The organism is Nocardioides aequoreus (assembly GCF_000720335.1).
GTDB lineage: Bacteria > Actinomycetota > Actinomycetes > Propionibacteriales > Nocardioidaceae > Marmoricola > Marmoricola aequoreus.
This window is the reverse complement of record NZ_JOJN01000009.1, coordinates 106,479-117,239: the sequence shown is the minus strand read 5'-3', so window position 1 is coordinate 117,239 and position 10,761 is coordinate 106,479. Positions and strand designations below refer to the sequence as shown.

The window sequence follows — 10,761 nt, the reverse complement described above, 5'->3', positions numbered from 1 at the left end:
CGAGGACGAGGCGCTCGCGCGGCGTGGGGTGTGGCTACACCGCGACGGCCACGCACCCGGCGTCACCGACCTCCACCTGACCCTCGACACCCCCGACGCCATCGCCTTCGACCACACCGTCGGACGACTCGCCGGTGAGCTCAAGGAGCTGGGCGACACCGACGTCCTCGACGTACGCCGCGCCAAGGCCGTCGGCATCCTGGCCGACCCCCAGCACGCGCTGGACCTCCTCAGCGGGGAGTCGACGGACGCGCGGCCCCGCACCGCTGGCACTCTCGACCTCAACGTCCACCTCACCCCATCCGACTTCGAGGGAGAGGGCGAGGGCGTGGCGGTCGTCGAGCGGCTCGGCGCGCTGTCGACCGAGCTCTTCGCGGGCTGGCTCAGCCGCTGCGGCATCGAGGGCGCCACCGTGAGGGTCCGACCCGTCATCGACCTCGCCGCGGACGCCTCGGTCGACCGCCACGACCCACCACCCGCGATGCGGGAGCAGGTCCTCCTCCGGGACGCGACGTGCGTCTTCCCCGGCTGCGCTCGCGACTCCCGCTCCTGCGACCTCGACCACATCGAGGCATACGACCCCGCTGGCCCACCCGGGCAGACCCGACCTTCCAACCTCGCGCCGCTCTGCAGACGCCACCACCGCGCCAAGACCCACGCCAGCTGGACCTACGTCCGCCGCCGCGACGGCACGTATGCCTGGACCAGCCCCCAGGCCAAGACCTACACCGTCGTCCCCACCACCCGCGCACCCCTCGCCACCCACCGCTGACCACCCGGGGCCCTGCCCTGCCGGTCGAGCCTGTCGAGACCCACACCGTCCTCGACCACCCGCGCCCTGTCGGTCGAGCCTGTCGAGACCCCTGCTCGCACGCACCTCACCGGGTCTCGAGACAGGCGCTGCGCGCCTTCCTCGACCACCCAGGCCCCGCCGGTCGAGCCTGTCCAGACCCCTGCACGCAGCCCACCTCACCGGGTCTCGAGACAGGCGCTGCGCGCCTTCCTCGACCACCCAGGCCCCGCCGGTCGAGCCTGTCGAGACCCTCACCCAGCCGTCTCCTCTCGGGTGGTCGAGGAGGTTGCGCAGCAACCGTCTCGAGACCCCCGCACCCAGCGCACCTCACCGGGTCTCGAGACAGGCGCTGCGCGCCTTCCTCGACCACCCGGGTCGCGACGCGTCGGCCGTCAGTCGTCCAGGTCGGCGAGGGCCTCGCTGATGGCGCGGTGCATCGTCGGGTAGGCGTAGATCATCGAGCGGAGCGTGGCGACGGGGACCTCGGCGTGCACGGCCAGCGCGAGGTGGCCGAGGATGTCGCCGGCGGTGGGGCCCACGACGGTGGCGCCCACGAGCACGTCGCGGTCGGCGTCGACGACGAGCTTGACCAGGCCGCGAGCGCGGTTGATCCAGCCGCGGGTGTTGGCGGAGAGGTCCTGGGTGCCGGTGCGTACGGTCAGGCCGGCCTGGCGGGCGCGCTCCTCGGTGAGACCGACGCCCGCGACCTCGGGGTCGGTGAAGGTGGCGTGCGGGACGGCGCGGTAGTCGGCGGGAGGTCCGTCCTGTCCGAGCACGTCGCGCACGCAGACGCCCGCCTGGTACATCGACAGGTGGGTGAAGGCGCCGTGACCGGCTACGTCGCCGATCACCCACAGCCCGTCGCCCGCGCGCATCCGCTCGTCGACCTCGACCGCGCGTGCGCCCGGGTCAAGCCCGACCGTCTCCAGCCCGAGGTCGTCGAGGTTGGGGGTGCGGCCGGCGGCGACCAGCAGCTGCTCCACGTCGAGCTCCTGGTCGTCGACCTGGAGGGTGAAGCGACCGTCGTCGTAGGTGACCCGCTTCAGCTCCGCACCCGTGAGGACGGTGATGTCCTCCTCGGCGAAGACGTCGGCGAGCAGATCGCCCGCCTCGGGCTCCTCGGGACCCAGCAGGCGCGGGCCGTGCTCGACGACGGTGACGCGGGTGCCGAAGCGACCGAAGGCCTGCGCGAGCTCCGCACCGATCGGCCCGCCACCGACGACGGCCATCGAGGCCGGCGCTGCCTCTGCGCGAAGCACCTCGCGGTTGGTCCAGTACGGCGTGTCCGCGAGGCCGTCGACCGGCAGCTCGGCCGGGCGGGTGCCGGGGTTGAGGACGACGCCGACGCGCGCCTCGTAGGTCTCCTCACCGACGGTGACGGTGCGGGGTCCGGCGAGCCGGCCGTGACCGCGGACGACGCGCGCGCCGGCGTCCTCGAGCCGTCGCACCGCGACGGTGTCGTCCCAGTCGTCGGTGGCCTCCTCGCGGATGCGCCGGGCGACGACGCCGAAGTCGGGCTGCACCTCGACCGTGCCCGCCAGGTCGGGCACCCTGCGCGCCTCGCCGAGCACGTCGGCGGCCCGGATGACCATCTTGCTGGGGATGCAGCCGTAGTAGGGACACTCGCCGCCGACCAGCCGCGACTCGACGCCCACCACGTCGAGGCCGGCCTCCGCCAGCTGCGTGGCGACCGACTCGCCACCGGGTCCGAGCCCCACCACCACCACGTCGCACGAGATCGTCATGCGCACCAGTCAACGCCGTCGGTCAAGCAGGCAGCTCGACGGTGGTGACCACCGTCGTGACCGAGGGACGCTCGGGGGTCGAGCCGAAGCCGAAGCCGGGCTCGGGGCTGACCGGCGCGAGCACGCCGAGGTCCTGACCCCTCCAGGTGCCCCGCAGCGAGGTGACGCGACGCAGGTCGGTCGCGCCGTAGTACTCCCGGCGACCGCCCCCCGCGCTCCCCCGGGTGCGTACGCCGCGCAGCACGCGCCGCGCCACGGGGTCGGTGACCCGGGTCCAGCCCGGCGCCTCGGCGAGCCGCCGGGGCACCAGCCGCAGCAGCCGGCCGAGTGCGGTGCGGCTGCCGACGGCCAGGTGCAGCGTGAGACCGGGGGCCTCGACGTCCCAACCCACCTCGGTGACGCGGGCCGTGACCGGGCCGATCCTGACGTGGTCGAAGGAGTAGGTCGAGGCGACGTACTCGGCCACCTCCTGCGAGGGCGCGAGCAGGTGACGGGTGCCGTCGGGCTCGGCCAGCATCACGTCGGTGAAGCTGCCGAGCGGACTCTGCTCCCAGCGCCCCACGACCACCCGCACGCCCGCGCTGGAGCCGGCGCCGGCGATGTGGCCGCGGAAGCGGTCGCGGGTGGCGGGACCGCTCACGCCAGCTCGCCCGCGGCGTGCTCGCGGACGCGCAGCTGCTTGAACCACGACTCGGTGACGTAGTCGGTGACCCAGCCCATCGAGGTGTAGAGCCCGTTGGCGCCGGTGGGCGAGTCGTCGTCGACCTCGAGCCCGACCCGGTCGCGGCCGCGCTCCGCGGCGTCCGCGATCACGGTGTTGAGCAGCGACTTGGCGACACCCTTGCCGCGCGCCAGGCGGTGCACCCCGATGTAGTCGATGTAGCTGCCCTCGCGCCCCGCGGCGTTCGGCGGCAGCACCGTGCTCACCAGCGCGCCCGCGGGCTCGGGCACCCCGTCGACGTCGACGAAGGCCAGCCACCAGTGGTCCCAGCGGTGCCCCGGGTCCTCGCGGAGCCGCTGCACGAACTCGGGGAAGCTCTCGCGGTAGGAGTTGAAGTGGTCCTGGAAGGACTTCTCCAGCATCTCGTGGACCGTCTGCAGGTCGGCGGCCAGCGGCAGACCGTTGTCGTGGCTCTCCACGCGACGGATCGTGACCCCCTCGCGGGGCCCGGGGAAGCTCTCGCCGGGCTCGACCGGACGCGTCATCTGCAGCCAGGTGCGCTGCTTGCCGTAGCCCGCCTCGCTGAGCCAGCCGCGCTGCTCGGTGTCGTCGGCGAAGGGACTCGCGTCGAGCCGGGTCTCGTCGATCTCGCGCAGCGCACAGATCGCGACGGCGCTCGCCTCGACGAAGCCGTACGCCGCCGCCGCGACGCTGCGGCGCACCGCGGCGTCCTCCAGCGACCGGTCGACGTAGACGTGGAGCATGGTGCGGCCCGCGGCGCGGTCGTGCACCACGACCCAGCCGCGGATCCGGCCCTCGGGGTCCAGCAGCACGACCTGGCGACGGGTCCACGACATCGCGCCCGCGACCTCCGACTCGAGCACGTCGCGGTCGACCGAGGCGGAGCCGGTCCACGGCTCCTTGTCGGCGCCGCGCAGCCGCGCGAGCTCGGGTACGTCGTCGAGCTGCGGCACCCGCGAGGTCCACCCGTCGGGCAGGCCGGGGATGCTGGTGGGGTCGGTGGCGTCGTCGGGCGGCGGCGGCTGGGTCACCCGGTCATCCTCCCGCAGGTCATCGGGCCGGGGTCACCCGGCCAGCGTCGCCCGGTCGCGCACGACCGACCCCAGGATGCCGTTGACGAAGGCCGGCGAGTCGTCGGTGGAGAGGTCCCGCACGAGCTTGAGCGCCTCGGAGACGGCGACCGCGTCGGGCACGTCGTCGACGTAGAGCACCTCGAAGACGGCCAGGCGCAGCACGTTGCGGTCGACCGCCGGCATCCGCTTGAGCGACCAGTCGCGGGCGTACTGCGTGATCACCTCGTCGATGCGGTCGCGATGCTCGCTGACGCCGCGCACCAGGTCACCGGTGTAGGCGTTGGCAGGCCCCTGCTCGCGCTGCTCCTCCCAGGCGGCCACCGGGTCGCGGTCGCGCATCTCGGAGGCGTAGATCAGGTCGAGCGCCCGCTTGCGCGCCTTGGACCGTGCGCTCATCGTGCGACCACGTCAGCTGCTGACGCGGCCGAGGTAGGACGAGTCGCGGGTGTCGACCTTGATCCGCTCGCCGTTGGTGATGAAGAGCGGCACGTTGATCGTGTGGCCGGTCTCCAGCGTCGCGGGCTTGGTGCCCCCGGTGGAGCGGTCGCCCTGGAGGCCCGGCTCGGTGTAGGTGACCTCGAGCTCGACCGAGGCCGGCAGCTCGATGTAGAGGACCCGGCCGTCGTTGGTGGCGACGATGGCCTCCTGGTTCTCCAGCAGGAAGGCGGTGGCGTCTCCGACGACGTCCGGCGGGACCTCGAGCTGGTCGAAGGTGCCGGTGTCCATGAAGACGAAGGACGTGCCGTCGTTGTAGAGGTACTGCATCGTGCGCTTGTCGACGCTGGCGACCTCCACCTTGACGTCGGCGTTGAAGGTCTTGTCGACGGTCTTGCCGCTCTCGATGTTCTTGATCTTCGTGCGGACCACGGCGCCGCCCTTGCCGGGCTTGTGGTGCTGGAACCACAGCACCTGCCACAGCTGGCCGTCGAGGCGCAGCACCATGCCGTTCTTCAGGTCGTTCGTCGTAGCCATGCGGAAGTCGTCGCGCCTTCTGGTCGAGTACGTCGGGAGTGCCCCAGGGGTGTCACCGGGCACGGCCCTCGAGTCTATCCGTCCGGCCCTGCGCTGTGGCATCGTGCTGCCATGCTGCCCCGCCCCCTCACCACCGCCGTCGCCACCGTCGCCGCCGGCGCCCTCTCGCTCACCCTGCTCTCGGCGCCGCCCGCGGCCGCCGACGACCCGCGCCCACCGGGCAACCTCGCCGCCGGCAACCCCGACTTCGCCGCCAACGTCATGGCGCCGCTGAAGATCGAGACCGAGGAGGAGTGGGCGAGCTTCCGCGCCGACCTCCGCGCGGTCGAGGACTACGGCGTCGACGCCGTCAGCGTCGACGTCTGGTGGGGCGACGTGGAGAGGCGCGACAACCGCTTCAGCTGGGCCTACTACGACCGCATCTTCGCCGAGATCACCCGCGCCGGCCTCGACCTGGCGCCGATCCTGTCCTTCCACCAGTGCGGCGGCAACGTCGGCGACGACTACACCAGCCTGCTGCCCGACTGGCTGTGGCAGAAGTACCGCGGCACCAAGGTCGACGGCACCCGGATCGGCGCCCGCGGGCTGCAGCACCGCAGCGAGCAGGGCAACTGGTCGAAGGAGACGGTCTCCGGCTGGGGCGACAGCGCCGTGGCCAACGAGTACCGCGACTTCACCCGCGCCTTCGCCAAGCGCTACGACGCCAGGTTCGGACGCCGCATCGTCGAGCTCAACGTCTCGCTCGGCCCCTCCGGCGAGCTGCGGTACCCGTCGTACAACAGCCACGACACCGGCTCGGGCTACCCCACCCGCGGTGCGCTGCAGGCCTACTCGCCGCTGGCCAAGGTCGACTTCCGGCGCTGGGCCAAGCGCGAGTACAAGACCCTGCCGCGGCTCAACCGGGCTTGGGGCCGCAGCCACACCTCGTGGGCGCAGGTGCTGCCGCCCAAGCGGGTCGACCGCTTCTTCGAGAGCGGCGCCTACAGCGACACGCGCTACGGCCGCGACTTCGTCGACTGGTACAACGGCTCGCTCGTGGCCCACGGCAAGCGGATGCTGACGACCGTCACCCGCGCCCTCGGTCGGAGCTTCCGCTACGCCGACATTGGCTACAAGGTGCCCGGCATCCACTGGCAGATGAGCGAGGGGTCGCCCTACCCCCGGGCGACCGAGGTGACCACCGGCCTGATCCAAACCAGCGTGCGCGAGCAGGACTGGCGCACCGGCCACGGCTACGCCCGCATCATCAAGCTCGCCGGCCGCGTCCCGACCAAGCGTGACGTCGTCATGCACTTCACCGCGCTGGAGATGAACGACAACGACCCGGGCGAGGAGTTCCAGGGCATGTTCCCCTACTCCCTGGCCAAGACCCTGGTCACCTGGATCGGCGACTACGCCGCCCGCGTCGGCACCCCGCTCAAGGGCGAGAACGCCCTCAACGGCGGTCTCTACTCCGACAACGGCTGGGACAACATCGAGGACGCCTTCGAGCAGTGGGGCTACGAAGGCCTGACCGTCCTCCGCATGGTCGACGTCGGTGCCGCCGACGACAAGGAGCTCCCCCGCACCCGCTACGCGCAGTTCATCGACGAGACCCGCAACCCGACCGGCTGAGCCCGCTCACCGGGTCTCGAGACAGGCGCAGCGCGCCTTCCTCGACCACCCCCGGTCCGGGTGGTCGAGGAGGTTGCGCAGCAACCGCTGCACACCTTCCTCGACCACCCGCGGTTCCGGGTGGTCAAGGAGGTTGCGCAGCAACCGTCTCGAGACCCCCGTACCGTCGCCGGCGTGACGATGCCAGCGGACCTGCTCAGCCACGCCCGTGCGGCGAAGGGGTTCATGCCGGACGACGAGGGCGCGCTGCTGCACCGGACGGCGGTAGCCCACCTCGGGGAGGGGCCGGCTCTGGAGGTGGGGACCTACTGCGGGAAGTCCGCGATCTACCTCGGGGCCGCCGCGCGCGAGGTCGGCAGCGTCGTCTTCACCCTCGACCACCACCGCGGGTCGGAGGAGAACCAGGCGGGGTGGGAGCACCACGACGCCTCGCTCGTCGACCGCCGGACCGGGCTGATGGACACGCTGCCGGTCTTCCGCGACACCCTGCACGACGCGGGGCTCGAGGACGTCGTGGTGGCGGTGGTGGGGCGCAGCAGGACCGTCGCTCGCCACTGGCGCACGCCCGTGGCGCTGCTCTTCATCGACGGGGGCCACGCCGAGGAGCACGCGCAGGGCGACTACACGGGCTTCGCCCGGTGGGTGCGGCCGGGAGGCGCGCTCGTCGTGCACGACGTCTTCGAGGACCCCGCCGAGGGCGGGCAGGCGCCATACCACGTCTGGCAGCGGGCCGTCGCGAGCGGCGCCTTCGAGCCCACCGAGACCGTGGGGTCGATGCGGGTGCTCACCCGCACCCGCGGCTCAGCCGGCGAGGAAGTCTGAGGGCACCGACGCGCAGCCGCACTCCAGCCCGATCTCGGGGAAGTCGTGCGCCAGCGTCTCGCCGCGCATGATCCCCGAGCCCGGGGTGGTCCGCGAGAGCGCGTCGACCGCCAGCACCACCGCGGCCGCCGTGTACGTCGTCTCCTCGCGCGGCCAGATCGCGTCGTCGGCGTAGACGTAGCCGGTCCAGTAGCCGCCCTCGTCGTTGCGCAGGTGCTGCACGTCGGTGAGCAGCCGCGTCGCGGCGGCGCGGTCGCCGAGCGCGTCGAGCGCCAGCACCAGCTCGCAGGTCTCGGCGCCGGTCACCCACGGGTTGGTGTCGACGCAGCGGATGCCCAGGCCCGGCACCACGAAGTCGTCCCAGCGCTGCGCGATCAGCGCGCGGCCGTCGGCACCGCGCACGGCGCCGCCGAGCACGGGGTAGTACCAGTCCATCGCGAAGGTCGGCTTGGCCAGGAAGCGGTCGCGGTGAGCCCGCAGCCCGTGACCGAGCCGGCCCCCGGCCAGCTCCCACTCGGGCTGGGGCTCGTCGAGCAGGGCCGCGAGGGCGACGCCGGCCCGCAACGCCTGGTAGATGCTCGAGGAGCCCGACAGCAGCGCCTCGTCGTAGGCCTCCCCCGGCCCACCGTCGCGCCATCCCTGCGCCCACGCGATCCCGCCGTGCGGCAGCTGGAGACCGACGACGTGGTCGAGGCCACGGCGCACGTGGGGCCACATCCGCTCCACGAAGCCGCGGTCGCCGGTCAGGAGCCAGTGGTGCCACACGCCGACGGCCGGGTAGGCGCACATGTTGGACTCGGTGCCGGGGTCGTCGACCGCGCCGAGGTGGAAGCGCATCGGCCACGAGCCGTCGGGCCGCTGGGTGCGCGCGACCCAGTCGTACGCCGCCTCGGCGGCCTCGCGCTCGCCGCCGACCGAGAGCGCCATCGCCGCCTCGACGTGGTTCCACACGTCGACCCGGTCGAGCGGGCTCCACGGGATCGCCCCGTCCGGCTCCTGGCTGCGCACGATGGTGCGGACCGTGGCGCCGACCTGCGCGGCGTCGAGGAGGCCCGTCAGCTCGGGGACGGTCATGCGGACTTGCGCAGGTAGAGCACCAGGCTCTTGCCGATGACCGGGTCCAGCAGCCGCTCCGCGCCACGGGTCAGCCGGGAGATCCCACGCGTGCGCATGATGTCCCAGACCAGCAGCTGGTGGTAGGCGCGCACGAGCGGGTGCCGGTCGTTGGTCACGCCGACGGCGCACTTGATCCACCAGTAGGGCGCGTGCAGCCCGTGCACGTGGTCGCGACCCTCGAGCACCAGTCCGGCGCGCTCGAGCTGCGCGACGAGCTCGGAGCCGCGGTAGATCCGCACGTGCCCGCCCTCGACCTCGTGGTACGCCGTCGACAGCGCCCAGCAGACCCGCTCGGGGCCGTAGCGCGGCACGGTGACCGCGATGGTGCCGCCTGGCCGCAGCACGCGCACCAGCTCGGCGATGGCGCCGGCGTCGTCGGGGATGTGCTCGAGCACCTCGGCGGCCACGACGCGGTCGAACTCGCCGTCGGCGAAGGGCAGCGACAGCGCGTCGCCCTGCTTGACGTCGGCCTCCGCGCCGTCGGGCACCTCGCCGGCCTCGCGCATCGCGGCGAAGAGCTCGGAGACGCCGTGCAGCTCGTCGGCGTCGGCGTCCAGGGCGATGACGTCGGCGCCCCGCCGGTACATCTCGAAGGCGTGGCGCCCGGCGCCGCAGCCCATGTCGATGACGCGGTCGCCGGGACGCAGCCCCAGCCGGTCGAAGTCGACGGTCAGCACGTGCTCTCCTCCTCCACGGGGCGGGCAGCAGACCTGCCCGCCACCACCTCGTCGTACGCCGCCACGGTGGCCTCGGCCACGGCACGCCAGCTGAAGCGCTCGAGCACCCGGGCGCGACCGGCCCGGCCCATGCGCGCACGGCGCTCGGGGTCGTCGAGGAGCGCGGCGAGCGCGTGCTCGAGCTGACCCACGTCGCCGGGCTCCACGAGGTCGGCGCACTCGCCGTCGGGTCCGACCACCTCGGGGATGGCACCCGCACGGCTGACCACCAGCGGGGTGGCGCACGCCATGAGCTCGGCGGTGGGCAGCGAGAAGCCCTCGTAGAGCGAGGGCACGCAGGCCACCTCGGCCGACCCCATCAGGGCGACCAGCTCGTCGTCGTCGAGGCCGTGCACGAAGCTCACGGCGTCGTGCAGCCCCAGCTCGTCGACCAGCCGCTCGGTGCGGCCTCCCGGCGTCGGCCGGCTCACCAGGACCAGGTGCACGTCGCGCTCGGTGCGCAGCTTGGCCACGGCCTCCAGGAGCGTGGCGACCCCTTTCATCGGGGCGTCGGCGCTCGCCATGGCCAGCAGGCGGCCCGGCACGCGGGGCTCGGGGGGCGGCCGGAAGGCCTCGTCGACGCCCAGCGGCACGACCTGCACGCGAGCCGGGTCGACGCGGAAGTCGCGCACGATGTCGCGCCGGCTCGACTCGGAGACCGTGAGCACGTGCCCGGCGGCGCGCGCCACCCGCGCCTGCATCCGGGTGAAGCCGTACCAGCGCCGTACGCCGAGGCGCTTGCGCAGGGTGGGCGCGGCGGCCAGGTCGGTGCGGCGGTCGACCGTGATCGGGTGGTGGATGGTGGTGACGGTGGGCAGCATCGCCTCGACGTCACGCAGCCCCCAGCCGAGGGTCTGGTTGTCGTGCACCACGTCGAAGTCGTCACGGCGCCGCGCCAGGATCCGGGCCACCCGGCGGCTGAAGGTGCGCGGCTCGGGGAAGCCGCCGGTCCACATCTCCAGCACCTCGCTGACGTCGACCAGGTCGCGCAGCTCGGAGAGGCGGGGGGTGCGGAAGGGGTCGGGCTCGCGGTAGAGGTCGAGGCTCGGCACCTTGGTCAGCCGGACCTCGGGGTCGAGGTCGGGGTAGGGCGCACCGGAGAGCACCTCGACCTCGTGACCCAGCGCGACCAGGGCCCGCGAGAGGTGCCGGACGTAGACGCCCTGGCCCCCGCAGTGCGGCTTGCTCCGGTAGGACAAGAGGGCGACGCGCACGGGGCGACAGTAAC

General features: G+C 73.1%; 11 protein-coding genes. 3 read left to right on the top strand and 8 right to left on the bottom strand.

The window, feature by feature from the left end:
* Positions 1 to 772: HNH endonuclease signature motif containing protein (locus tag IG63_RS23655; RefSeq protein ID WP_245604470.1), on the top strand; the 772-nt coding region annotated here is incomplete at its 5' end.
* A 413-nt stretch (positions 773 to 1,185) separates the two neighbouring features.
* On the opposite strand, the gene IG63_RS0116355 is transcribed toward IG63_RS23655, so the two are convergent.
* Genes IG63_RS0116355 through efp form a run of 5 tightly spaced genes read right to left on the bottom strand, consistent with a single transcriptional unit; the run spans position 1,186 to position 5,265 of the window.
* On the bottom strand, positions 1,186 to 2,538 hold the full coding sequence (locus IG63_RS0116355; RefSeq protein WP_030485425.1) for a dihydrolipoyl dehydrogenase family protein: 1,353 nt from the start codon (positions 2,536 to 2,538) through the stop codon (positions 1,186 to 1,188).
* Between the two features lie 22 nt (positions 2,539 to 2,560).
* Positions 2,561 to 3,178 carry a hypothetical protein gene (locus IG63_RS0116350; protein WP_030485424.1) on the bottom strand — a complete coding sequence of 206 codons (618 nt, stop codon included), beginning with the start codon at positions 3,176 to 3,178 and terminating at the stop codon, positions 2,561 to 2,563.
* Complete coding sequence (locus IG63_RS0116345; protein ID WP_030485423.1) at positions 3,175 to 4,251, bottom strand: GNAT family N-acetyltransferase; 1,077 nt, start codon at positions 4,249 to 4,251, stop codon at positions 3,175 to 3,177. The genes IG63_RS0116350 and IG63_RS0116345 overlap by 4 nt, the downstream gene beginning before the upstream one ends.
* Before the next feature lie 33 nt (positions 4,252 to 4,284).
* A complete protein-coding gene (gene nusB, locus IG63_RS0116340; protein WP_030485422.1) occupies positions 4,285 to 4,689 on the bottom strand; it encodes a transcription antitermination factor NusB in 405 nt (134 codons plus the stop codon).
* Positions 4,690 to 4,701: 12 nt separating this feature from the next.
* Positions 4,702 to 5,265, bottom strand: a complete 564-nt coding sequence (gene efp / locus IG63_RS0116335) for an elongation factor P (RefSeq protein WP_030485421.1) — start codon at positions 5,263 to 5,265, stop codon at positions 4,702 to 4,704.
* A 111-nt stretch (positions 5,266 to 5,376) separates the two neighbouring features.
* On the opposite strand from efp, the gene IG63_RS0116330 reads away from it, so the two are divergent.
* Together IG63_RS0116330 and IG63_RS0116325 are read left to right on the top strand one after the other, a co-directional pair.
* Positions 5,377 to 6,879: a family 14 glycosylhydrolase gene (locus tag IG63_RS0116330; RefSeq protein ID WP_030485420.1), complete on the top strand. Its 1,503-nt coding sequence runs from the start codon at positions 5,377 to 5,379 to the stop codon at positions 6,877 to 6,879.
* A gap of 180 nt (positions 6,880 to 7,059) precedes the next feature.
* A complete protein-coding gene (locus IG63_RS0116325; protein WP_030485419.1) occupies positions 7,060 to 7,701 on the top strand; it encodes a class I SAM-dependent methyltransferase in 642 nt (213 codons plus the stop codon).
* Here the strand turns inward: IG63_RS0116325 and IG63_RS0116320 are convergent.
* Genes IG63_RS0116320 through IG63_RS0116310 form a run of 3 tightly spaced genes read right to left on the bottom strand, consistent with a single transcriptional unit; the run spans position 7,681 to position 10,747 of the window.
* On the bottom strand, positions 7,681 to 8,775 hold the full coding sequence (locus IG63_RS0116320) for a prenyltransferase (RefSeq protein ID WP_030485418.1): 1,095 nt from the start codon (positions 8,773 to 8,775) through the stop codon (positions 7,681 to 7,683). The two genes, IG63_RS0116325 and IG63_RS0116320, sit on opposite strands and share 21 nt — an antisense overlap.
* Positions 8,772 to 9,494: a class I SAM-dependent methyltransferase gene (locus tag IG63_RS0116315; protein ID WP_030485417.1), complete on the bottom strand. Its 723-nt coding sequence runs from the start codon at positions 9,492 to 9,494 to the stop codon at positions 8,772 to 8,774. The genes IG63_RS0116320 and IG63_RS0116315 overlap by 4 nt, the downstream gene beginning before the upstream one ends.
* A complete protein-coding gene (locus tag IG63_RS0116310; RefSeq protein ID WP_030485416.1) occupies positions 9,488 to 10,747 on the bottom strand; it encodes a glycosyltransferase family 4 protein in 1,260 nt (419 codons plus the stop codon). The genes IG63_RS0116315 and IG63_RS0116310 overlap by 7 nt, the downstream gene beginning before the upstream one ends.
* Between the last annotated feature and the right edge of the window lie 14 nt (positions 10,748 to 10,761).